This is a genomic window from Ruegeria sp. HKCCA5763, from assembly GCF_013034545.1.
In the GTDB taxonomy this organism is placed as follows: Bacteria; Pseudomonadota; Alphaproteobacteria; order Rhodobacterales; family Rhodobacteraceae; genus Ruegeria.
Window position 1 is genome coordinate 90,781 of record NZ_WQGF01000012.1, and the last position, 22,365, is coordinate 113,145.

A 22,365-nucleotide genomic window follows, 5' to 3' on the forward strand; every position below is an offset into this window, starting at 1 on the left:
TGCCAAGTCAAAGCCGGTTCAGCAAGTCGACCGTTGGCCAGGCATCTGCAGGCAGGCCCAAGCGGGCCTGTTCAGCCTGCACCGCGGCACGTGTGCCGGCCCCAAGAATCCCGTCGATCTTGCCCACGTCATACCCTTTGGCTTGCAGTTTGGTTTGCAATTGCTTCATTTGCGCGCCATTCAAACCTTGCGCCGGGTTGCCCGCATCATAGATTTGTGCCCCTTCCAGTCGTGTACCAAAATAAGCCGCGGTCAGAACGTAGACAAAGCTCTGATTCCATTCGAAATAGACGTCGAAATTCGGGTAGGCCAAAAAGGCCGGACCATTGCGCCCTTGCGGCAGGATCAGCGAGGCAGGCAAGTTGGCCAACGACCCGCTGCGCGCCTGCACGCCCATGGCTTGCCAGTCGGCCACCGAACGCGGTTTGCCGGGGCCGGACAGGGACCAGTCCATCTGTGCGGGCACCGTGACCTCTTGCAGCCAAGGCTCGCCTGCGCGCCAGCCCAGATGCGACAGCATTTTGCCCCCGGACATCAGCGCATCAGCGGCAGAGGTTTTCAGGCGGACATGCCCGTCGCCATCACCGTCGACGCCGTTTTCCAAAATGTCGCGCGGCAGCATCTGGACCATTCCAATCTCTCCGGCCCATGCGCCTGTTGTTCGGGCCGGGTCGAAATCGCCGTTCTGATACAGTTCGATGGCGGCGAAGATTTGTGGGCGGAAGAGTTCTGGCCGGCGACAATCATGCGCCAAAGTCACCAGCGCGTTGCGGGTGTTGAAGTCGCCCTGGAATGACCCATAGTCGGTCTCGAACGCCCAGAATGCCAGCAGCACGCCGCGAGAGATGCCGTATTCACGCTCGATCCGATCAAAGACCGCATCATATTTGCGCGACATGGCCTGCCCGCGCTCTATCCGGTTGGCTGAAATCAGACGGCGCGAAAACTCGATGAACGGTTTCTGAAACACCCCTTGCGCCCTGTCGGCCCTGAGTACGGCATTGTCTTGCTGCACCCCTTTGAAAAACGCGTTCACGGTGGATTTGTCAAAGCCTTGTTGTACCGCTTCGGTCTTCAGCCCTTTGACAAAGGAATTGAACCCACCCCCACATTGGGCAAAGGCAGGAGAGGCAAACAACGCGGCTGCAATCAGCCCAGAGAGTAAACGCATGAAGAGACCCGTCAGAAAATCAGATTGACCCCAACCCACACCGACACGAGCCCAAGCGCAAGCCCCCAAACGCTCCACAACATGTGACATGCGCGGAAAACCTCCGCCGCCCCGATCTCGCGCGGCGCGTCGCCATTGACCCAGGCCAGGTCCCGCAGCTTTCCATCATAGCTGCGTGGCCCTGCCAGGGCGACGTTCAGCGCGCGAGCCATCGCGGCCTCGGGCCAGCCTGCATTGGGCGAGATATGGCGGCGCGCATCCCCCACAATTTCGCGCCAGCGCGACCGCTGCCCCGAGAGCGCCACGATCAGCACACAGGTCAGGCGGGCAGGGATCAGGTTTAGCAGGTCATCGAACCGGGCCGAGGCCCATCCAAACTCGCTGTACTTTTCATTGCGATAACCGATCATGCTGTCGGCGGTATTCACGGCCTTGTAAATCAGTAACCCCGGCAACCCTGCGACAAGAAACCAGAAAGCAGGCGCAATGACCCCGTCGCTGAGGTTTTCCGCCGCGCTTTCGATGGCCGAACGCGCCACCTGCGCCTCGGTCATGTCCCGCGTATCGCGTGAGACGATCATGGCCACCTGTGCCCGCCCCTCGTCCACTGAGGTCAGCAGACCGTCGCCCACTGCTCGCACATGTTCAACCAGCGATTTCTGTGCCAGCAGGATCGTGCAAAGCAGGATCTCGGCCACAGGCCCCAGCATGGACATTGCCCATCCAAGTCCACATGCACCGCCGACCAGTACGGCAAGCACGCCCGCACCTTTCAATCGTCGTGATGCCCCGTGGTTTAAGCGATTATCCAGCCAGGCAATCAAATTTCCGATCATCACTGCCGGGTGTTTGACGCGCGACCATAGCCAGTCGGGCTCTCCCAGCGCTGCGTCCAGACACATGGCACAGACCAGCATCAGGCCAAGGCTCACAGCGCGGCCTCCAGCCGATCCCACCCGTTTGCAGGCGGCAGCCCGAGGCGCAGGTAGGTGGTCGAATAAGGAAAGATGCGGCTCCAGATATGGGTCTTAGCAAGCCGATCCCGCCATTTCTCGGCATCATCAACCTGATAAAGACGGAACAGGCTTGTGCCGCCAACGACCTCGGCACCTTTGGTTGTCAGCAGCGTATCCAGTCGAGATGCCTCATCTGCCAGCCGCGCACGCATAGAGTCCGCCCAGCCGGTGTCTGACAGGGCCTGAGTTCCGACCCGCAGGGCAGGGCCTGACACCGACCAGGGGCCAGTCAGAGCATTCAGCTGGCCAATCACATCTGGCCGCCCGATCGCAAAACCAAGTCGCATTCCGGCCAATCCCCAGAACTTGCCAAAGCTCTTCAACACGATCACGCCGGGGCGGTCTGCCAGATGGATCAGAGAGGCGTCGGGCGTGACGTCGCAAAAGCTTTCATCAATTACGGTCAGCGGGGCAGAGACATCGCTTTCCAGCCAGATACGCCCGTCGGGATTGTTCGGGTGCACGATCACTCGGGCGTCTCCGGGCGTGTTTGCCTGAACACTCCACCCCTGAGATGTAAAGGCGGCCGCGTGTTCGTTATAGGTGGGTGGCGTGATTTGAACCGTGCCGGATTTAGCCAGGGCTGGGATTCGGGCGATAATGGCTGATGCCCCGGGTGCGGGAAGGATCGCTGCCCCATCCGGCACGTTCCAGAACCGGCGCGCGGCATTGCTAAGTCGTTCAAAAGCACCATGATCCGGCAGCTCAGTCCAATCCCCTGCGGTCAGTCCTGTAATCTCATAGGGATGTGGGTTGATGCCGGTCGACAGATCAATCCAGTCGCCACGTTGACCGCCATATCTGATGATCGCTCTGTCCAGCCCGCCGCCGTGGTCGCGCACCGCGCGTGGGTCCAGACCGTGATCCAATGTGCTCATCTGCTCTCTCTGCGGGAAATGACCGGTTTTGGCGCGTTTCAAGCGGATTTTCGCCTCTTTTACAAGCAAATCCGCTAGATCACGGAGCTGTGGGGGCGCTGTTAACACTTTGTAAAGGAAATAACGAGATCACGGATCACGGGGGTCGGCACCACTCACCATATCAAGTGCCGAGGTTGTTGCAAATGAAAGTTCTGATTGTTGAGAGTAACCCCGACCTTGGTCGGGTCTGGAAAAGGCATCTGGAACGGCAAGGCGCCGAGGTCACGCTGGTCGAGACGCAGGAGGCCGCCATTCTGGCGCTTTACGGCACGGATTTCGAAATCATCGTGCTGGATCTGGTTCTGGAAACCGGCAGCGCATTAGCCGTGGCCGATTTCGCAAGCTATCGCCGCCCCGAGGCGCGGGTGATCTTTGTCACCAACACCACCTTTTTCTCGGACGGTTCGATCTTTGCCCACAGCCCGAATGCCTGTGCCTATGTGCAAAGCGAAACACCGCCAGAGGACCTGGCGGCGATGGTTGAACATTACGCAGCGGGGCGCTGATCGCGTCGGTGCGGTTCCATATAGTCCAGCACAGGGTTCGTCGGGATGATCCGGTGTGGATTGATGCTGTTGTGGCTAAAGTGATAGTGGCGCACGATATGGTTCATGTTCACCGTGGGCGCGACACCCGGCCACTGATACAACTCACGCGTATAGGCCCAAAGGTTGGGGTAGTCGATCAGACGGCGCTTGTTGCACTTGAAATGCAAGTGATAGACCGGATCAAAACGGATCAGTGTTGTGAACAGTCGCCAGTCAGCCTCGGTGATCCGACCCCCCATCAAATACCGATTGCGGGACAGGCGCTCTTCAAGCCAGTCCAGTGTCTCGAACAGCGGGCCCACAGCGGTGTCATATGCTTCTTGTGAAGTGGCGAAACCGGACTTGTAGACGCCGTTGTTCACGTCTGAATAGATGCGGGCGTTGACCTCTTCGATTTCGTCCCGCATCGCCTCGGGCCAGTAGTCATCGGTGTTGCCCGTGATCCCGTTGAAGGCGGAATTGAACATGCGGATAATTTCCGAGCTTTCATTCGAGACAATGGTCTCTTGCTGCTTGTCCCACAGGATCGGCACCGTCACGCGCCCGGAATAGGAGGGGTCAGCCTTGGTGTAGATCTGATGCGCGTAGCTGAACCCATAGAGGTCATCGCCCGTCGCGCCATGATCGTCTTTTTCAAAAGTCCAGCCCTTGCCCAACATGTCGGTGTGCACAACAGAGACTGAAATCAGATCGCTCAACCCTTTCAGCTCGCGAAAGATCAGCGTGCGATGTGCCCATGGGCAGGCATAGCTGACATAGAGGTGATAGCGCCCGGCCTCCGCCTTGAAACCGCCCTTGCCGGACGGCCCCGCGTTGCCGTCGGCTGTCAGCCAATTGCGAAATTGCGCCGCGCTGCGTTTGAATGCGCCGCCTGTCGATTTCGTGTCATACCAAGTGTCGTGCCATGTTCCGCCGACCAGCAGGCCCATACCTTTTCCTCCGCAAGAGCGTTTCGTCAAAGATAAGCCCAAGCAGGACCCGTTCCTATGCGAATGGCCGCGCAAAATCCCTGCGTTAGCGCACAGTCACGGTTGGGATATCCGGGCAACAATTTGTACCGGCTTCGATTTCCGTGATCTCCTTCACTGGATTTTTACAACCTTTCCCGCACAATAGAAGTCATTCACGGGGGAACGGATTAATGAGTACTTATGTTTCAAAGGAAATACGCGCCGAGTTGGACGCTGCCCGAATCGCCACGCTGAAGAAAGCCAGCCGTCTAAGGGTGGAAATGGGCAACAATACCTACAAAATCCTCAAATTGTGGAAGGATGGATTCACAGTTGAGGCTGAAACTACGCCGCGTTTGCGCGGTCTGGTCGATATCTATGATGGGGCCAACCATCTCTACCAATGTCTGATCGTCGCGGACGAAGATGAGGGTGGTGAGATGCGGTATGAATTCAAACGCAGCACGGCGGCGCATGACAGGGCTCCGCTGGATTTCTATCGCGCGCCGGACGCGCCGATTGCTTTGTTGGGGCACGAAGATTAAGGCCTGATTTCTTTCGTTGTACCGGTTTTAGTCAGGCTCCAATGGTGGCCATTCAGGCGTTCGACGATGCAATCTGGCCTTATGTCCGGTCTTCGGGCGGTTTTCTCGATCAGGTTAGGATCGAAACGTTAAGTTCGGGGCGTAACTGAAGACGCGGATGGGCTAGGCACAAAAAGTGCAAGCCAAGCTGGCTGGCACATACGGTCAACGGGGCCAGGTACACCAATCCCAGCCAAATCATGACTTACTGCAAATCACCGAAGGCCCGATTCAACCGCGTACAGGCTTCTTCGACCCGCGCGCGCTGGGTGGCGAGGTTGAACCGCTCAAACGTTTCGCCCCCCGTTCCGAAACCGGGGCCTGAGGAGGTTGCAATTTTTGCGTCCTCACGCAGGCGGCGGACAAACTCGTCATGGTCCATACCGGTGCCCGAGAAATCGACCCAGGCAAGATAAGTCGCCTGCAATGGCATCGACCACAGGCCCGGAATCCCGGCAATGGTCTGATCAAACAAACGCTTGTTGCCTTCCAGATGTGCGACCTGGGCATCCACCCATTCGGCCCCTTCCGGGCTGTAAGCGGCGGTGATCATTTCCACGCCCAATGCACCGGGATCGTAATCCAGCGCCTGTAGCCGGTTCTTCATAGCTGTGCGTAGTTTTGGGTTGGGGATGATCATGTTGCCAGTGCGCTGACCCGCGATGTTGAAGGTCTTTGACGCCGCGGTCAGGGTCACGGTCCAAGGCCGTGCATCAGGCGCTGCCACATCCATCGGCACAAATTTGGTGCCGGGGTAAACCAGATCGTGGTGGATCTCATCGGACACCAGGATCAAGCCGTTGCGTTCGGCAAACGCGGCCACAGCGCACAGTTCCTCTGGCGTCCAGACCCGACCCGATGGGTTTTGCGGCGAACACCACAGCAGCATCGTTTCGGACCCGTCCAGCCGCGACTGCGCGTCGTCCAAATCAAGCCCATAGCTGTCGCCATCACGCACCAGCGGGCATTCCACGACACGGCGGCCCGATTTGTTCACTTTATGGGCAAACTCGTGGTAGACCGGGGTGAAGATCACGATGCCATCGCCCGGCTCGGTCCAAACATCCAGCGACAGCGCGATTGCATTGCCCAGACCTTGGGTCGTCAGGATCCAATCCGTGTCGATTTCCCAGTCATGACGGCTTTTCATCCACCATTGGATCGAAGCGAGATAATCCGGGTGCGTCCACGAATACCCGAAAACGCCTTGATCTGCGGCTTTACGCAAAGCGTCGATCACGCAAGGCGCTGTTTGGTAGTCGGAATCGGCCGTCCACATGGCCAGCCCATCCTCGGGTGAGACACCATAGAGCATCTCCATCTTATCCCATTTGGAACTGTTGGTGCCCCGGCGATCGATCAGGTCGTTGAAAGTCATGTCTGCTCCGTTCTGTTGGACGAAAGCTAACCGCAAATCAGGCAGGTGCAAGGGGGGCGTTGCGGCGCGAGGCGGGATGGCCTAAATCAGCCTCATGAAACGCAATATCCTGATCCATCCCGATCCCCGCCTGAAGAAGGTCTGCGCGCCCGTGGGCGACCTAACGGACGAGCTGCGCAAACTGGCTGATGACATGCTGGAAACCATGTATGACGCGCCCGGCATCGGCCTGGCCGCGCCGCAGATCGGTGTGCTGGATCGGTTGATTGTTCTGGATTGTGTCAAGGAAGAAGGTGAAACCCCGCGCCCCCTGATCATGTTCAACCCCGAGGTCATCGCATCATCGGATGAGACCAATGTCTATGAGGAAGGTTGCCTGTCGATCCCCGATCAATACGCCGAAGTGACCCGCCCTAAGGTGGTGGATGTCACTTGGATGGATCAAAACGGCAATCTGCAGCAGGAAACCTTTGATGGGCTTTGGGCCACCTGCGTGCAGCATGAGATTGACCATCTGAACGGCAAGCTCTTCATCGACTATCTCAAACCGCTGAAACGACAAATGATCACGCGCAAGATGCAAAAGCTGAAACGCGAGAAAGCGCGCTCATGACCGTGCGCACCTGCTTGCCCTGGCCGGACAAACGTCTGCGCACCAAAGCGGATGAGGTGGCTGAAATCACCGATGAAATTCGCGCCGTGTGGGATGACATGATTGACACGATGGAAGCGATGCCCGGTGTTGGTCTGGCCGCGCCACAGATCGGTGTGATGCTGCGTCTGGCCGTGGTTGATGGTTCAGCAGAACGTGGCAAGGCCGTGCGTCTGGCGAACCCGGAAATCCTGCACAGCTCGATCGAACTTCGCGAACATGAAGAGGCCAGCCCGAACTTGCTCGGCGTTTCGGCCAAGATCAAACGCCCGCGTGCAGTGACCGTAAAGTTCCTGAACGAACAGGGTATGGTGGACCGTCGTGACTTTGTCGGGATCGACGCTACCAGCGTGCAGCATCAGATCGATCACCTGAACGGGAAGATGTTTTTCGACCGTCTCAGCAAGGTCAAACGCGACATACTGCTGCGCAAAGCCAAAAAGCAGGGGTAAAGATGCGCGTTATCTTCATGGGAACCCCGGATTTCTCAGTTCCGGTGCTGGATGCGCTGGTCGAGGCCGGGCACGAAATTGCTGCTGTCTATTGTCAGCCTCCGCGCCCCGCTGGTCGCGGCAAGAAAGACCGCCCAACGCCCGTTCATGCCCGGGCCGAGGCTCTGGGCTTGCTCGTGCGCCATCCCGTTTCGCTGAAATCAGCCGAGGAGCAAGACGCCTTTGCCGCGCTGAACGCGGATGTGGCCGTTGTGGTGGCTTACGGCCTGATCCTACCGCAAACCGTTCTGGATGCGCCCAAGCATGGGTGCCTGAACATCCACGCCAGCCTGCTGCCGCGTTGGCGCGGGGCTGCGCCGATTCATCGGGCGATCATGTCCGGCGATGCCGAGACCGGGATTTGCATCATGCAGATGGAGGCTGGTCTGGACACTGGTCCGGTTTTGCTGCGGCAGGCAACTGAAATTGAATCCGAAGAAACCACCGCGCAACTGCATGACCGGCTTTCGATCCTTGGGGCCGTGTTGATCGTCGACGCACTTGCCAAGCTGCCGGACCTGGTGCCCGAACCGCAACCTGAGAGCGGTGTGACCTATGCCGCTAAGATCGACAAGTCTGAGGCGCGCATCGACTGGAGCCGCCCGTCGGTCGAGGTTGACCGGAAAATCCGGGGCCTTTCGCCTTTTCCCGGGGCTTGGACCGAAATGGATGGTGAACGCATCAAGCTGCTGGCGTCGCGCCTTGCAGAGGGGCAGGGCGCACCGGGTGAGGTTCTGAACCAGGATCTGCATGTGGCTTGTGGGCAGGGGGCCGTTGAACTGCTGCGCTTGCAAAGGGCAGGCAAAGGCGCGCAGGATAGGGAAACCTTTCTGCGGGGCTGGGCAATACCAACTGGCACTCGGTTATCTTCGGAGTAAAGCCATATGTTCATGGTGTTGATGGGCACCGTCGTGATTGCGGGGATCGTGGGCTACCTGTCCGAACAGACCGGTTTTACCCATAACGGCTATTTGCAATCGATCATCATCTGTGTAGGCGGGGCATTTTTGTTCTATTTCTTGCGCATCATGTTCGGCATCAGCTTTGGTCCTCCGGGTCTGGATGCGGTGATCTCATCCGTTGGTGCCCTGATCATTGTGCCGACCCACTGGAGGAAATGAGATGCCCATTGTCGCCCTGATCGTCATCGGTGCTGCCGCCGGATTTCTGGCCACCCGACTGATGCGGATCGAGGCGGATATCCCGACAACCATGTTGATCGGCATTATTGGGGCTCTGATCGGAGGGCTTCTGCTGCGGTTTCTGGCGACGGTCATGGGTTGGATGTCTGGCTTTGTCGGGGCGATCCTTGGTGCGTTGCTGGTGATCTGGATCTGGCAGACTTACCTGCGCCGCTAACCCCTTGACCTATCGCCTTTTGCCCGGCCAGATCGTGTCTAAACGATTTGGAGGATCTTGATGCAGTACGATCTGAAGCCTGGGGATGTAGCCCTGATGGGGGTGCCTCTGGATCTGCATTCCTCGTTCCTGCAAGGCCCGGCCTTTGCCCCCGGACGCATCCGCGAGGCGCTGCATTCCGGCGCCGCCAACCTGACTGCTGAGGATGGCACTGATCTGGGTGCAAGCATGCGATTTTGCGATGCCGGAGATCTTGACGTGTTCGAAATGCGCGGACAGGAACCGATTGACCGGATCGAAGCCGAAGCAGCCAAGCGGATCGCAACCGGCGCGCGCCTGTTGTCTCTGGGCGGGGATCATTCCGTCGCCTATCCGCTGATCAAAGCCCATGCGGATCGTTACCAAGGGTTGAACATCCTGCATATCGACAGCCATCCTGATCTGTACGACCAGCAAGACATCGGCCCACTGGGCCATGGCTGTCCCTTTGCGCGGGTGATGGAGAATTGCCCGATCAACCGATTGGTGCAGGTCGGCATCCGCACCATGAACGCCCATCAGCGCGAACAGGCTGATAAATTCGGGGTCGAGGTGATCGACATGCGAAACTGGAGCCCCGACCTGCAGATTTCCTTTGATGGCCCTGTCTATTTGTCACTGGATCTGGATGCGCTGGATCCTGCTTTTGCCCCCGGTGTCTCGCATCACGAACCCGGAGGTTTAAGCACGCGCGAGGTCATCGACCTGATCCACCGGTTCGAAGGTCAATTAGTCGGGGCAGACATTGTCGAGCTCAATCCGCATCGCGACCCTTACGGTATGACCGCAATGGTGGCCGCAAAATTCGTCAAGGAAATCGGTGCGCGCTTGCTGACGGGGTGATTTACCGCTCGCCGCAGACCGTGGCCGATCCAAGCGCCGGAGCACCCCGCGTGGTCATGTCGTATTGGTTCGCCTCAGCGGCGGTCATCCAGTGCATGCTGTCGGCTGGGGCAGCGAACAGGGTATACCAGTAAAACTCCTCATCCACTCCGATGTCTTTGAAATAGTCCAGGTACCGGTCATGTTCCGGGTCGTCCTCGGGCAATTCTGTCGCCACCAATCCCGATCCGGCCCAGCTGTGAACGCCGACACAGGCCCCCGGCTGCAGGGTGCGGCGGTTTCCAGCCAGAAACAGATCGGTGCCGCCGCTGGCGACCAGACCGTTTGAAGGAACGACCGTATCGAAACCGGCCCTGCGCACTTCGCGGCTGAAGATGACATTGGCATCATCGTCCACTGATCCTTCGATGTATTGAAGAACCAAAATTCGGGCTTCGGGGTTTTTTGCGATGACCTCCTCAAAAGCGGATAACGTTGTTTCATCAATTGTGCCGGAGGCAATGATCTGGTCGCCCTGCGCAACGAAACTGACTGGTGTGTAGTATTCCCCGCATGAGGCTAGCAGGGTCAGACAGGCTGCAAATGATGTTAGTCTAAAGATCACGCTGGCCTCCGGGCTGCAATGTTCACAGAGGTATCAGCACATTGCTTTGACGTCCATCGACAGGCTCAGTTGCGCGGTGGGCGGCTTTTGTAGACGGGCAATTGCCAGCCAAACACCAGTGACCCAGCCCGCAAGGCCCAGCAGACCAACGCGCACAAAGCCAGTGCAAGCGCGGGCTCCGTTCCGGCCTGAACGGCCAGAACTGCCGTCAACGACCCCGCAAAAGCGCATGAAACATAAAGCTCGCCCTGCTTCAGCACCAGCGGCACCTCGTTGCAGACCACGTCGCGCATCAGCCCGCCCAGACACCCGGTTGTTACGCCCATCAACACGACGATGACGCCGGATTGGTCCAATGACAGCGCAGCGCCTGTCCCGGCAGCGACGGCAACCGACAGAGCGAAACTGTCCAGCCAGATCAGCCAGTTGTAGCGGCTTTCCATCAGGTGTGCGGTAAAGAACACCAGCACTGAAGCGGCAACGGCGATCAGGATGTAATCCGGCTGACCGACCCAAAAGATCGGATGTCGGTCCAACAACAGATCACGCACTGTGCCGCCGCCGACTGCGGTTAGGCAAGCCATGAAAGCAAACCCAACCAGATCCAGCTGGGCACGGCTTGCCACCAAAGCCCCGGTCAGAGCAAATATCAGGACCGAGGCGTAATCCAGCAGCGAAAGCGCGGTCACGCCTGCGCCTTCTTAGGTTTGAATGGGGCCATGCCCGCGCGGGCCAGTTCGTCGGCCTTTTCATTCTCCGGATGGCCCGCATGACCCTTGACCCATTCCCAGGTCACATCATGCCGGTCTTGCGCCTGGTCCAGGCGTTGCCACAGATCGACATTCTTTACTGGCTTCTTGTTCGAGGTTTTCCAGCCATTGCGCTTCCAGCCAAAGATCCAGCCGGTGACGCCGTTCTTAACATAGGCGCTGTCAGTCACGATGGTGATTTTCGAGGAACGCTCAAGCGTTTCCAAGGCCGAGATGGCGGCCAGCAACTCCATCCGGTTGTTGGTTGTCTCGGCCTCGCCCCCGTTTAACTCACGCTCTTTCAAGACAGTGTCCCCGTCCATTGCACGCAAAAGCACGCCCCAGCCTCCGGGGCCTGGATTGCCGGAACAGGCACCGTCGGTATAGGCAAACAAGTCAGGCATGAGCAAACACCAGCATGTATCCTTCGTAAGACCCGGCCAGACCTTTGCCCATCCCTTTGACGGTGCGGTCAATCGTGAACCCAGCCTGGGTCAGAGCGTCTTCGATCTCGACTTCGGTATAATAGGTAAAGTAACGATCAAGCGCGTCCCTGTGTTCGCCCGTGCCCAGTTTCATGCCCAAAAACAACTGACCTTTGGGCTTTAGGGCTTCATGAATTGCCCGAAGGTGGCCGGGGAAATCTGTGCGCGGCGCATGAAGCAAGGAGAAGCTGGCATAAACACCATCATAGACGGACGTTTCCGTGACGTCGTTGAACGTGCCCAAATGCGCATCCACGCCGTTGTCGCGGGCGTGGTCAACAAAGGCAGGCGTTACGTCCAGCGCCCGTACCGTCAGCCCTTGACGCATCAGAAAGCTGCTGTCTGATCCGGGCCCGGACCCCAGGTCCAGCACATAGCCCCCAGTGTCGACTGCATCAGCAAATGCCTGGCGCGCCTCAAGCTGTTCCGGCGGCAACGGGATATTCAGATACTCGGCCAATCGGTTGGTGTAGGCGCTGATCGTGCGTTTGTCGGTCACATATAAACTCCGACGGCAAGGCTGGCGACAACGACGGCGGTCAGCAGGACGCGCAACCGCATCCACCAGACCGGCGTCAGCCGCCAAAAAGTGAACAGGGCATCAAGAATCAACAAACCGGCAAACCCGTAAATCAGGTTTGTACCTGCTTGAACCGGTCCGCCGCCTGTCATGAAAAAGGCCCAAAGCGCGGGCAGGACCGACAGAGTGTAGCACAAACCTGCCTTGCTGCCCGAGGTTTTAGTTGCAAAGCCCCAAAGAACACCTGACATGAAACTCAAGATGACCGAGCCATAAAACAACTGCACGTACGGTCCCACAAAACGCGCGCCAAGGTTTTGTGCGCCCCAGGCGTTCAGGTCGCCGCTCAGGTAGGTCAGCGCACCCCAAACAAACGGGATCAGCCCCGCGAGCCCCAGAAAAAGCGGCGCCTTTGGTGCTCCAATCACGCTGGTTGCCTCAGGACGCGGGGGACTTTGAATTCGACGTTCTCGACGGCTGTCTCGACCAATTCGACGGTGACATCATAATGCGCGCGGAAGGCGTCGATCACTTCGTTCACCAAAAGCTCTGGGGCCGATGCGCCTGCGGTGACGGCCACGGATGAGATCCCATCCAACGCGCGCCAATCGATCTCGGTGGCGCGCTGCACCAGTTGCGCGTATTTGCAGCCCTCGCGCGAGGCGACCTCGACCAGACGGCGCGAGTTCGATGAGTTCGGCGCACCCACAACCAGCAGAGCGTCTGCCTTAGGCGCCACGGCCTTGACGGCCTCTTGCCGGTTCGTCGTGGCATAGCAAATGTCTTCCTTGTGTGGTCCGACAATGGCCGGGAACCGGGCCTGAAGTGCAGCTATGATGTCCTTGGTGTCATCAACCGACAGGGTGGTCTGGGTGACAAAAGCAAGTTTCTTTGGATCGCGAACATCAACCGTGACCACATCTTCGACGGTTTCAACCAACAGAACATCGCCCTCGGGCAATTGTCCCATGGTGCCAACGGTCTCGGGATGGCCCTTGTGGCCGATCATGATCATCTGCAACCCCGCATCCGCATGGCGCTGTGCCTCGACATGCACTTTCGAGACCAACGGGCAGGTCGCGTCCACATAGATCATCTCGCGCTTTGAGGCCTCGGCGGGCACTGACTTCGGGACGCCATGAGCGGAAAATATCACCGGACGATCATCAGGGCATTCATGTAGCTCCTCGACAAAGACCGCGCCCTTGTCTCGCAATCCGTCGACGACAAATTTATTGTGCACGATCTCATGGCGCACATAGACCGGAGGTCCCCATTTTTGCAGGGCCATTTCAACGATCTTGATGGCACGATCCACACCGGCGCAGAAACCCCGGGGAGCGGCAAGGTAAAGTGTCAGTGGTGGCTTTGTCATTGAGTTGTCTCCTTAAGGCACAGGTAAGTCTTTTCACGGCCTTGGTCCAGACAGGAGATCGTCATTCAACTGACACGAATCGATGCTAGTCAGGTTTTGTTTCAGCACCTGTTTATAGTTAAAGAAGCGCGGCCAGGACCTCGGTCCTGACCGCGCGAAATTTACCCCATCAGAAAGAGAGTGCCGGATCAGCTGTTGCTGGCCATGGCGACGTTGCGCGGCTCAGCCGGCATTTCACGCGGCGGGCGCCCGATTACGTCACGCAAATCTTCCAGTTCGATGAAGTTGTCAGCCTGGCGGCGCAGTTCGTCCGAGATCATCGGCGGCTGGCTGCGGATCGTCGACACGACCGAAACGCGCACGCCTTGACGTTGCAGGCTGGCAATCAACGGGCGGAAATCCCCATCGCCCGAGAACAGCACGATATGATCCACGCGTGGTGCAAGCTCCATGGCATCGACGGTAAGTTCGATATCCATGTTTCCTTTGACTTTCCGACGCCCCATGCTGTCGGTGTATTCCTTGGCGGGTTTCGTGACCATGGTGAAGCCGTTGTAGTGCAGCCAGTCAACCAATGGGCGGATCGGCGAATACTCGTCATTTTCCAGGAGCGCTGTGTAATAGAAAGCCCGAAGCAACTTGCCACGGCGCATGAATTCCTGCCGCAGAAGTTTGTAGTCTATATCGAAACCGAGTGCTTTTGCCGCGGCATAAAGGTTCGAGCCGTCGATGAACAGCGCTAGCCGTTCGTCTTTATAAAACATAAATAGTCCCTTCCGGTATAATCCAGACCGCCCCGCATGGTGAGTGAGTGAGTGATGATTTGGCGCGATCTGTCGGTCTATAATTAGAACTTTTGCTGGTTATCGCAAGTATGCAATGTGTCGAATATAGGGTGCTATATGAGCAATTCGTTGTCAAATGCCGTTGTTGCGCTGGGCGCAAATCTCAGCTTGAGAGGAAAAGGGCCCGAAGTTACGCTGCGGAACGCACTTGACGCTATTTCGCGTCAAGGTGTAGTGATTCGCGCGGTCAGCCGGTTTTTCGCGACGCCTTGCTTCCCCGCCGGGGCGGGTCCGGACTATGTGAACGCTGCGGCTTTGATCGCCACCGAAAAACCTGCGACCGAGTTGTTAAGTGTGCTGCACGCCGTGGAACAAGAGTTTGGGCGCGAACGGATACAACGTTGGGGAATGCGAACTCTGGATCTGGACCTGGTGTGTTTTGATGAACAGGTGCTGCCTGATCGCGCCCAGTTCGATCGCTGGCTGACGTTGCCACCAGAGGCGCAGCGGCAAGAGGCCCCGGATCAACTGATCCTGCCTCATCCGCGTCTGCAGGACCGCGCTTTTGTGCTGGTGCCGATGGCCGATATCGCCCCCGACTGGCGTCATCCCGTTCTGGATCGCACGGTATCGCAGATGGTCACCGATTTGCCTGCGGACGATATTGCAGCGGTCACACCACTGTGATCCTTGCAATTGGGGTATTTCCTGCTTGTCAAGGCGCGGATTCGCGCTTAGATAAACCTCTTCCTGACATGGATTCAGAAACGGAGAGCGCCCCATGGCCCGCGTGACGGTTGAAGATTGCGTAGATAAGGTTCCAAACCGGTTCGAGCTGGTGATGCTTGCCGCCCATCGGGCGCGTGAGATTTCCGCCGGTGCAGCGATTACCGTTGACCGCGACAACGACAAGAACCCTGTCGTGTCCCTGCGTGAAATCGCCGACGAAACCCAAAGTGCGGATGAACTGCGCGAGCGCCTGATCGAAGCCAACCAAACCCAGATCGAGGTTGATGAGCCGGAAGAAGATCAGATGGCGCTGCTGATGGGTGCCGAATCGGACAAACCTGCCATGGACGACATGTCTGAAGAAAAACTCCTGCGCGCTCTGATGGAGGCACAGGGACAGGGGTAAGCCCTAATGACGAAGGTGCGGACCGGATGATTTCTGCTGACGACCTGATTGCGCTGGTCCGCAACTACAATCCCAAGACGAATGCTGAACGCATCACTCTGGCTTACGAATTCGGTCAGCAGATGCATGAGGGGCAGTTCCGCCATTCTGGCGAGCCCTATTTTACCCATCCCGTTGCCGTTGCCGCCATCCTGACCGAACAGCGTTTGGATGATGCGACAATCATTACGGCGCTGCTTCATGACACGATCGAAGACACCAAAGCCAATTACGGCAAGGTGGCCGAGCTGTTTGGGGATGAGGTCGCCAAGCTGGTCGATGGCGTGACCAAGCTGACCAACCTGCAATTGTCCAGTCGCGAAACCAAGCAGGCTGAAAACTTCCGCAAGCTGTTTATGGCCATGTCCAAGGACCTGCGGGTCATTTTGGTCAAGCTGTCAGACCGTCTGCATAACATGCGTACGATCAAGGCTATGCGCCCGGAAAAGCAGGTGGTTAAAGCGCGCGAGACGATGGACATCTATGCGCCGCTTGCGGGCCGGATGGGTATGCAATGGATGCGCGAAGAACTGGAAGACCTCGCTTTCCGCGTTCTGAACCCCGAGGGTCGCCAATCGATCATCCGGCGCTTTATCACGCTGCAACGCGAAACCGGTGACGTGATCCATCGCATCACCGGCGACATGCGGCACGAGCTGGAAAAGGCGGGGATCGAGGCTGAAGTGTTTGGCCGCGCCAAAAAACCCTATTCGATCTGGCGAAAGATGCAGGAAAAGGATCAGGGCTTTTCACGCCTGTCGGACATTTACGGCTTTCGCATCATCACCCAGACCGAAGAGGACTGCTATCGCACACTTGGTGCCATCCACCAACGCTGGCGCGCGGTGCCGGGGCGGTTCAAGGATTACATCAGTCAGCCGAAATCGAACGGTTACCGCTCGATCCACACCACTGTTTCAGGGCGCGACGGAAAACGGGTAGAGGTTCAGATCCGCACCCGCCAGATGCATGACGTGGCTGAAACCGGCGTTGCGGCGCATTGGTCCTATCGTGACGGTGTACGGACCGAAAACCCCTTTGCAGTTGACCCGGCCAAATGGATTTCGAACCTGACTGAGCAGTTCGACAACGAAGAAGATCACGAAGACTTCCTCGAGGCCGTCAAGCTCGAGATGTATTCGGACCAGGTGTTCTGCTTCACGCCCAAAGGGGATGTGGTGAAGCTGCCGCGCGGGGCGACGCCGATTGATTTTGCCTATGCTATCCACACCCGGATCGGCCATGCCTGTGTCGGGGCCAAGGTGGACGGCATTCGCGTGCCGCTTTGGACCCGGCTGAAGAACGGGCAATCGGTGGATATCATCACCGCCGACGGTCAGACGCCCCAGGTCACGTGGCTTGAGATCGCCGTCACCGGCAAGGCCCGCACCGCCATCCGTCGTGCCTTGCGCGAGGTCGACCGAGAGCGGTTCATCAAGCTGGGCAAGGAACTGGCGCGTTCCGGTTTCGAACATGTTGGACGCAAGGCAACAGACAAGGCGCTGGACACTGCTGCCAAGCACCTGCGCCTGAAAGATCGGCATGAATTGCTGGCCCGTCTGGGCAGCGCTGAACTGACGGCGCATGAAGTGGTCGAGGCTGTTTATCCTGAACTGGCTAAGGACGATGGTGACGCCATTCCACTGCGTCGCGCCGTGATCGGCCTTGAACCAGGTCAGAAATTCGATCGCGCCCCATGCTGCCAGCCATTGCCGGGAGAACGTATTGTCGGCATCACGTACCGGGGCAAGGGCGTGGTGGTACACGCCATCGACTGCAACCGGCTGAGTGAGTTTGAAGGCGAACCCGACCGCTGGGTCGATCTGCACTGGCATTCGGGAACCCACCCTGCCGTCTATGGTGCGACATTGGATCTGACCATCGGCAACGATGCAGGAGTTCTGGGTCGTATTTGCACATTGATCGGCGAGAAAAAGGCCAATATCTCAAACTTGGAATTTGTTGACCGCAAACCGGATTTTTACCGTCTGCTGATCAATGTCGAACTGCGCGACCTTGAACAGTTGCATTCGCTTATGCTGATGCTTGAGGCGGAAAGCGATGTTGCGGCCGTCGAACGGTATCGGGATCAGACCAAAGCTGCGGTTGCGGCTGGCTGAGGAAGGGTGAGCACGCGTGGTATTCAAGCGCCGAGACCGACGCTCTGCTGTCCAAGTCGCGTCGGAGTTTGTCTATCCGCGTGGTGGGTGGACCCGCGCTTTTCACTATGTAAAACACCGAGTTCGCCGTCTTCCAGATTCGCCTGACCGAATTGCGCGTGGAATTGGGGCAGGGGTTTTTGCGGCGTTCACCCCGTTCTACGGATTGCATTTTCTGGTCGCGGCTGTTGGCGCAAGGCTGATCAAGGGAAACATTCTGGCCGCGCTGAGTGGCACATTTTTCGGTAACCCTCTGACCTATGTGCCGATCGGTGTGATCTGCCTGCAGACCGGGCACTTTCTGTTAGGAACCGAATATGAAGAGGGTGACACACAGGGGCTGATGGGAAAGTTCGCTGACGCCATCGGTGATCTCAAGAATAACTTTGTGGCCTTGTTTACAGACCGCGTGGCAGATTGGCATGGGTTGGCGCAGTTCTACGATGACGTCTTCTACCCCTATATGATTGGTGGCATCATCCCCGGCATTGTGGCGGGTGTGGTCTGTTATTACCTCAGCCTGCCATTGATCCTAACCTATCAGCAGCGACGTCGCGCCAAGATCAAGGCGAAGTTTGAGGAAATCAAGCGCTTGGCCGAAGAATCGACTGCCGTTTATCCGGCAGAGCCACTAGGCTCGGGCCAAACGACTCAAAAGGAATCGAGGGATGTCTGAGAACCATCTGCGGCTTGGTGTGAACATTGATCACGTTGCCACTGTGCGCAATGCGCGGGGCGGGGCTTATCCCGATCCGCTACGCGCCGCCAAACTGGCGGAAGAGGCTGGTGCTGATGGCATCACGGCGCATTTGCGCGAAGACCGCCGCCATATATCGGACGCTGATATCGACGGGTTGATGGAAGTTCTGTCGGTGCCATTGAACTTTGAAATGGCCGCCACGGAAGAGATGCAGAAAATCGCCCTGCGGCACAAACCGCACGCGGTCTGCATCGTGCCTGAAAAGCGCGAGGAACGTACCACCGAAGGCGGGCTTGAAGTCGCGCGTGAAGAAAACAAGCTGGCTCATTTTATCGCGCCGCTGCGCGATGTCGGCTGCCGCGTGTCGATCTTCATCGCCGCTGACCAGCGCCAGATCGAGGCGGCCCACCGTATTGGCGCCGAAGTGATCGAATTGCACACCGGTGCCTATTGCGACGCCCACGCAGAGGGCCGCATGGGAGATGCCACGCAAGAACTTGAATCGCTGCGCCAGATGTCTGCGTTTGCCCACTCGCTGGGGCTTGAGGTGCACGCGGGGCATGGTCTGACCTATGACACGGTCAAGCCGGTTGCGGCCTTCCCTGAGGTGAAAGAGCTAAATATCGGCCATTTCCTGATTGGTGAATCGATTTTTCTGGGCCTCACCCCCGCCATTCAGGAAATGCGCCGCTTGATGGACGAGGCGCGCACGTGATCACGCCCGGCTTTGTCGCCATCTGGCTGGCCTGGCTGATGGCTGGCGGCTCTCCGGGGCCTGCCACGATGGGCATTGCCGGAACCGCGATGAACGAGGGCCGCCGTGCCGGTCTGGTCTTTGCGCTGGGCATCTGCGCCGGGTCCGCCGCTTGGGGCATAGCAGCTGCACTGGGCTTGTCGGCGATCATGCTGGCCAATGTCTGGGTGTTCGAGGTGATCCGGTACATCGGTGTCGCCTATCTGGGCTGGCTGGCCTTCAAGGCCCTGCGCCGTGCGATGACGTCGAATGAGGTTGCGTTGGGCAAGCCAGTCATCGGGTCTCTGCCGACGATCTTTGCCAAAGGCGCTGCGATCCACCTGACCAACCCCAAAGCGATCCTCAGCTGGGGCTCGATCTATGCCATTGTCGCACCCAATAATGCCAGCCTGTCGATGCTGCTGGGCTATTTCGCCATGTTGTATGCCGGATCGCTGATGATCTTCATCGGCTATGCGTTTCTGTTTTCGTCCGAGCGTATGGTCCGAACCTACCGCCGCGCCCGCCGCTGGTTCGATTTTGCCTTTGCCGGGTTCTTTGGCTTGGCGAGTTACAAGATCCTGACGGTGCGGTTGTCATGATCCTCGGTATCGGCACAGACCTCGCAAATATCGACCGCATCCAAGGCACGCTTGACCGCTTTGGCGATCGGTTCCGCAATCGTGTCTTTACTGACATCGAACAGCGTAAAGCCGAACGCCGCCACGACACCGCTGGCACCTATGCCAAGCGTTGGGCGGCGAAAGAGGCATGCTCTAAGGCGCTGGGCACTGGGCTGCGCATGGGCATCGCGTGGAAGGACATGGCCGTTACCAATCTGAAAACCGGCCAGCCTGTCATGCATGTCACTGGCTGGGCCGCCGAGCGCCTCAGGGAAATGACACCCGAAGGATATGAGGCCATCATCCATGTCACCCTGACGGATGACCATCCCTGGGCCCAGGCATTTGTGGTGATCGAGGCGCGTCCGCTTCAAGATCACGCCACGCAGCCTTGACTTGCCCCCATCCCCCCCGCATGTAGCAGCCAAGCCAAGCACAGAACTGGAGAGAGCAGTATGGCCGAGGAAGCCAAAACCGGAAATCCCGTTTGGGAGACGATCAAAACCATCGTCTATGCGCTGCTGATTGCAGGCGTGTTCCGCACCCTCTTCTTTCAGCCGTTCTGGATTCCCTCGGGCTCGATGAAGCAGACCTTGCTGATCGGCGATTTCCTTTTCGTTAACAAGATGGCCTATGGGTATTCATACGCGTCTTGCCCCAGTCTAATCATTCCAAGCGTCGGTTTGAATGTTGATGCCGAAGATATCTGCGGCTGGATGCAGGGCGATGGTGATACGCGCATCTGGGGCGGTGAGCCTGAGCGCGGCGATGTCATCGTCTTCCGCCACCCCGTCACGGGCCGCGATTATATCAAGCGTCTGATCGGCTTGCCGGGGGATCGCATCCAGATCCGTGAAGGTCAGATCATCCTAAATGGCACGCCGGTTCCACAGCAGCCCGACGGCGTCTTTACCGAAGTCGCTGAACCTCAGGGGCCTCAGCGTCTGCGTCCCCGTTGTGAAAATGGAGCTGTTGGTATTGGTGGTGCTTGTGAAAAATCACGCCTGATCGAAACCCTGCCAAATGGGGTGTCTTATGACGTGCTGAACATCGGCAATCAGGGGTCGGACAATACCGGCATCTATACCGTGCCCGAGGGCCACTATTTCTTCATGGGCGACAACCGCGACAATTCCAGCGACAGCCGCCTGCCGCAATCTGCAGGTGGGGTGGGCTATGTGCCGTACGAAAACCTGATCGGTCGCGCTGATCGGATCATGTTCTCGTCTGCGGGCCGATCGATGTTGTTTTTCTGGACCTGGCGCGGTGATCGGTTCTTCAAGGTGGTCAATTGAAGCTATCGGCTGAAATAAAAGCGTTCCAGCAGCGTTTGGGGTACGAGTTCACCAACCCCGAACTGCTGGTGCGCGCGTTGACCCACGGCTCGGTGTCGTCGTCTACCCGGCCCGACAATCAGCGGCTGGAGTTTCTGGGCGACCGAGTGTTGGGCCTTGTTATGGCCACGGCGCTGCTAGAGGCCGATAAGAAAGCCTCCGAAGGTCAGCTGGCCCCTCGATTCAACGCATTGGTCCGCAAAGAGGCTTGTGCCGATGTTGCGCGTCAGATCGATCTGGGCGCGGTGCTGAAGCTGGGCCGGTCCGAGATGTTGTCCGGAGGTCGCCGCAAACAGGCGCTGCTGGGTGATGCGATGGAGGCTGTCATTGCAGCCATCTATCGCGATGCCGGGTTTGAGGCCGCCCGCGATGTCATCTTAGCCCTGTGGGGGGACCGTATTCACAAAGTCGAGGCCGACGCCCGCGATGCCAAGACCTCGCTTCAGGAGTGGGCGCAGGCCCGTGGCCAAAAACCGCCCTCGTATGTCGAGATCAAGCGCAGCGGTCCGGATCACGCGCCGATCTTTACCATTGCCGCCCGCCTTCAGGACGGAACCGAGGCACAGGCAACTGCGGGATCCAAGCGGCAAGCCGAGCAGGCAGCTGCGAAGGCGCTGCTTGAGAGGTTGAGCCCGCCCAGTTCCTCTTAGGGAAATGAATTTCAGGCCAGCCGTAAAGGCGGATGCTACCAGCCTGGCTGCTTTGTCGATTGAAGTCTGGGTGGGCACCTACCTGCGTCATGGCGTGAGTTCTTTGTTCGCCGAGTTTGTACTGGCTGAGTTTACAGCGGCGCGGTTTGAAGCACTTATCGAGGAAGGTTCGGACCTTTTGGTGGTCTCGGAAAACCGGGATGGCATTGATGGCTATGTTCGGGTTTCAGAAGGTCGCGCAGCTCCTGTCGACGGGCTGTCCGATCTTGAGATCGTGACATTTTATGTCCAGCCGCGGCATCATGGTAAGGGTATTGGGTCAGCCTTGCTGCAATTAGCGACCGACCACTGCCGCGATAAAGGGCAGGGCGAGATCTGGCTGACAACAAATTCCGAAAACGCACCCGCTATCGATTTCTACCTGTCCAAAGGGTTCAGGCAGGTTGGCGTTACGGACTTTCGGATCGGCGACCAAGCCTATCCGAACCATGTTCTGGCGCTGGACGTAGCGACGCTGGGCTAG

General features: G+C 58.1%; 30 protein-coding genes. 18 read left to right on the top strand and 12 right to left on the bottom strand.

Annotated elements, in window-relative coordinates:
- Window positions 1-7: 7 nt before the first annotated feature.
- From GOV89_RS18620 to GOV89_RS18630, 3 genes are read right to left on the bottom strand one after another with little or no spacing between them, the layout of a single operon-like run.
- Entirely contained in the window at window positions 8-1,171 is a 1,164-nt protein-coding gene (locus GOV89_RS18620) for a lytic murein transglycosylase (protein WP_171180981.1), read from the bottom strand.
- Between the two features lie 11 nt (window positions 1,172-1,182).
- The gene (gene cbiB, locus GOV89_RS18625) at window positions 1,183-2,103 is read right to left on the bottom strand and encodes an adenosylcobinamide-phosphate synthase CbiB (protein WP_171180822.1); all 921 of its coding nucleotides are present in this window, start codon (window positions 2,101-2,103) and stop codon (window positions 1,183-1,185) included.
- Entirely contained in the window at window positions 2,100-3,065 is a 966-nt protein-coding gene (locus GOV89_RS18630; protein ID WP_171238797.1) for a threonine-phosphate decarboxylase, read from the bottom strand. The genes cbiB and GOV89_RS18630 overlap by 4 nt, the downstream gene beginning before the upstream one ends.
- A gap of 185 nt (window positions 3,066-3,250) precedes the next feature.
- Between GOV89_RS18630 and GOV89_RS18635 the strand changes: the two genes are divergently transcribed.
- The gene (locus tag GOV89_RS18635; RefSeq protein WP_171180820.1) at window positions 3,251-3,613 is read left to right on the top strand and encodes a response regulator transcription factor; all 363 of its coding nucleotides are present in this window, start codon (window positions 3,251-3,253) and stop codon (window positions 3,611-3,613) included.
- On the opposite strand, the gene GOV89_RS18640 is transcribed toward GOV89_RS18635, so the two are convergent.
- Window positions 3,595-4,584: a glutathione S-transferase family protein gene (locus tag GOV89_RS18640; protein ID WP_171238798.1), complete on the bottom strand. Its 990-nt coding sequence runs from the start codon at window positions 4,582-4,584 to the stop codon at window positions 3,595-3,597. The genes GOV89_RS18635 and GOV89_RS18640 overlap by 19 nt on opposite strands.
- Before the next feature lie 212 nt (window positions 4,585-4,796).
- Between GOV89_RS18640 and GOV89_RS18645 the strand changes: the two genes are divergently transcribed.
- Window positions 4,797-5,150 carry a hypothetical protein gene (locus GOV89_RS18645; RefSeq protein ID WP_171236170.1) on the top strand — a complete coding sequence of 118 codons (354 nt, stop codon included), beginning with the start codon at window positions 4,797-4,799 and terminating at the stop codon, window positions 5,148-5,150.
- Window positions 5,151-5,394: 244 nt separating this feature from the next.
- Here the strand turns inward: GOV89_RS18645 and GOV89_RS18650 are convergent, their stop codons facing one another.
- The gene (locus GOV89_RS18650; RefSeq protein WP_171238799.1) at window positions 5,395-6,567 is read right to left on the bottom strand and encodes a MalY/PatB family protein; all 1,173 of its coding nucleotides are present in this window, start codon (window positions 6,565-6,567) and stop codon (window positions 5,395-5,397) included.
- 94 nt (window positions 6,568-6,661) lie between these two features.
- Between GOV89_RS18650 and def (GOV89_RS18655) the strand changes: the two genes are divergently transcribed.
- From def (GOV89_RS18655) to speB, 6 genes are read left to right on the top strand one after another with little or no spacing between them, the layout of a single operon-like run.
- Window positions 6,662-7,180, top strand: coding sequence for a peptide deformylase (gene def / locus GOV89_RS18655; RefSeq protein WP_171096140.1), 519 nt, complete (start codon window positions 6,662-6,664; stop codon window positions 7,178-7,180).
- On the top strand, window positions 7,177-7,671 hold the full coding sequence (def, locus tag GOV89_RS18660; RefSeq protein ID WP_171238800.1) for a peptide deformylase: 495 nt from the start codon (window positions 7,177-7,179) through the stop codon (window positions 7,669-7,671). The genes def (GOV89_RS18655) and def (GOV89_RS18660) overlap by 4 nt, the downstream gene beginning before the upstream one ends.
- Before the next feature lie 2 nt (window positions 7,672-7,673).
- On the top strand, window positions 7,674-8,588 hold the full coding sequence (gene fmt, locus GOV89_RS18665) for a methionyl-tRNA formyltransferase (protein ID WP_171238801.1): 915 nt from the start codon (window positions 7,674-7,676) through the stop codon (window positions 8,586-8,588).
- 6 nt (window positions 8,589-8,594) lie between these two features.
- The gene (locus tag GOV89_RS18670; RefSeq protein ID WP_171180808.1) at window positions 8,595-8,831 is read left to right on the top strand and encodes a hypothetical protein; all 237 of its coding nucleotides are present in this window, start codon (window positions 8,595-8,597) and stop codon (window positions 8,829-8,831) included.
- Window position 8,832: 1 nt separating this feature from the next.
- On the top strand, window positions 8,833-9,069 hold the full coding sequence (locus GOV89_RS18675; RefSeq protein ID WP_171180806.1) for a GlsB/YeaQ/YmgE family stress response membrane protein: 237 nt from the start codon (window positions 8,833-8,835) through the stop codon (window positions 9,067-9,069).
- A 60-nt stretch (window positions 9,070-9,129) separates the two neighbouring features.
- On the top strand, window positions 9,130-9,951 hold the full coding sequence (speB, locus tag GOV89_RS18680; protein ID WP_171238802.1) for an agmatinase: 822 nt from the start codon (window positions 9,130-9,132) through the stop codon (window positions 9,949-9,951).
- Window position 9,952: 1 nt separating this feature from the next.
- Here speB and GOV89_RS18685 read toward each other — a convergent pair whose 3' ends face one another.
- The 7 genes from GOV89_RS18685 to GOV89_RS18715 form a co-directional block, all read right to left on the bottom strand.
- The gene (locus GOV89_RS18685; protein ID WP_371810652.1) at window positions 9,953-10,555 is read right to left on the bottom strand and encodes an alpha/beta hydrolase; all 603 of its coding nucleotides are present in this window, start codon (window positions 10,553-10,555) and stop codon (window positions 9,953-9,955) included.
- Window positions 10,556-10,620: 65 nt separating this feature from the next.
- Complete coding sequence (locus tag GOV89_RS18690; RefSeq protein WP_171180802.1) at window positions 10,621-11,244, bottom strand: trimeric intracellular cation channel family protein; 624 nt, start codon at window positions 11,242-11,244, stop codon at window positions 10,621-10,623.
- The gene (gene rnhA, locus GOV89_RS18695; RefSeq protein ID WP_171238803.1) at window positions 11,241-11,708 is read right to left on the bottom strand and encodes a ribonuclease HI; all 468 of its coding nucleotides are present in this window, start codon (window positions 11,706-11,708) and stop codon (window positions 11,241-11,243) included. The genes GOV89_RS18690 and rnhA overlap by 4 nt, the downstream gene beginning before the upstream one ends.
- On the bottom strand, window positions 11,701-12,288 hold the full coding sequence (locus tag GOV89_RS18700) for a class I SAM-dependent methyltransferase (protein WP_171238804.1): 588 nt from the start codon (window positions 12,286-12,288) through the stop codon (window positions 11,701-11,703). Before GOV89_RS18700 ends, rnhA begins: the two co-directional genes overlap by 8 nt.
- Window positions 12,285-12,737, bottom strand: a complete 453-nt coding sequence (locus GOV89_RS18705) for a DUF3429 domain-containing protein (RefSeq protein ID WP_171238805.1) — start codon at window positions 12,735-12,737, stop codon at window positions 12,285-12,287. Before GOV89_RS18705 ends, GOV89_RS18700 begins: the two co-directional genes overlap by 4 nt.
- The gene (ispH, locus tag GOV89_RS18710) at window positions 12,734-13,684 is read right to left on the bottom strand and encodes a 4-hydroxy-3-methylbut-2-enyl diphosphate reductase (RefSeq protein ID WP_171238806.1); all 951 of its coding nucleotides are present in this window, start codon (window positions 13,682-13,684) and stop codon (window positions 12,734-12,736) included. The genes GOV89_RS18705 and ispH overlap by 4 nt, the downstream gene beginning before the upstream one ends.
- 188 nt (window positions 13,685-13,872) lie before the next feature.
- Entirely contained in the window at window positions 13,873-14,448 is a 576-nt protein-coding gene (locus GOV89_RS18715) for an NYN domain-containing protein (RefSeq protein ID WP_050605228.1), read from the bottom strand.
- Window positions 14,449-14,586: 138 nt separating this feature from the next.
- Here GOV89_RS18715 and folK point away from each other — a divergent pair, with 138 nt between their 5' ends.
- The 10 genes from folK (at window position 14,587) to GOV89_RS18765 (ending at window position 22,365) form a co-directional block, all read left to right on the top strand.
- On the top strand, window positions 14,587-15,156 hold the full coding sequence (folK, locus tag GOV89_RS18720; protein ID WP_171238807.1) for a 2-amino-4-hydroxy-6-hydroxymethyldihydropteridine diphosphokinase: 570 nt from the start codon (window positions 14,587-14,589) through the stop codon (window positions 15,154-15,156).
- Between the two features lie 94 nt (window positions 15,157-15,250).
- Complete coding sequence (gene rpoZ, locus GOV89_RS18725) at window positions 15,251-15,604, top strand: DNA-directed RNA polymerase subunit omega (RefSeq protein WP_171180788.1); 354 nt, start codon at window positions 15,251-15,253, stop codon at window positions 15,602-15,604.
- A 26-nt stretch (window positions 15,605-15,630) separates the two neighbouring features.
- Window positions 15,631-17,763, top strand: coding sequence for a bifunctional (p)ppGpp synthetase/guanosine-3',5'-bis(diphosphate) 3'-pyrophosphohydrolase (locus GOV89_RS18730; protein ID WP_171238808.1), 2,133 nt, complete (start codon window positions 15,631-15,633; stop codon window positions 17,761-17,763).
- A 16-nt stretch (window positions 17,764-17,779) separates the two neighbouring features.
- The gene (locus GOV89_RS18735; RefSeq protein ID WP_171180784.1) at window positions 17,780-18,478 is read left to right on the top strand and encodes a DUF2062 domain-containing protein; all 699 of its coding nucleotides are present in this window, start codon (window positions 17,780-17,782) and stop codon (window positions 18,476-18,478) included.
- On the top strand, window positions 18,471-19,217 hold the full coding sequence (locus tag GOV89_RS18740; RefSeq protein WP_171238809.1) for a pyridoxine 5'-phosphate synthase: 747 nt from the start codon (window positions 18,471-18,473) through the stop codon (window positions 19,215-19,217). The genes GOV89_RS18735 and GOV89_RS18740 overlap by 8 nt, the downstream gene beginning before the upstream one ends.
- Window positions 19,214-19,837, top strand: a complete 624-nt coding sequence (locus tag GOV89_RS18745) for a LysE family translocator (RefSeq protein ID WP_171236157.1) — start codon at window positions 19,214-19,216, stop codon at window positions 19,835-19,837. Before GOV89_RS18740 ends, GOV89_RS18745 begins: the two co-directional genes overlap by 4 nt.
- Complete coding sequence (gene acpS / locus GOV89_RS18750; RefSeq protein WP_171236156.1) at window positions 19,834-20,253, top strand: holo-ACP synthase; 420 nt, start codon at window positions 19,834-19,836, stop codon at window positions 20,251-20,253. Before GOV89_RS18745 ends, acpS begins: the two co-directional genes overlap by 4 nt.
- A 60-nt stretch (window positions 20,254-20,313) precedes the next feature.
- A complete protein-coding gene (lepB, locus tag GOV89_RS18755; RefSeq protein ID WP_171238810.1) occupies window positions 20,314-21,153 on the top strand; it encodes a signal peptidase I in 840 nt (279 codons plus the stop codon).
- On the top strand, window positions 21,150-21,842 hold the full coding sequence (gene rnc / locus GOV89_RS18760; RefSeq protein WP_171238811.1) for a ribonuclease III: 693 nt from the start codon (window positions 21,150-21,152) through the stop codon (window positions 21,840-21,842). The genes lepB and rnc overlap by 4 nt, the downstream gene beginning before the upstream one ends.
- A 4-nt stretch (window positions 21,843-21,846) precedes the next feature.
- A complete protein-coding gene (locus GOV89_RS18765; protein ID WP_171238812.1) occupies window positions 21,847-22,365 on the top strand; it encodes a GNAT family N-acetyltransferase in 519 nt (172 codons plus the stop codon).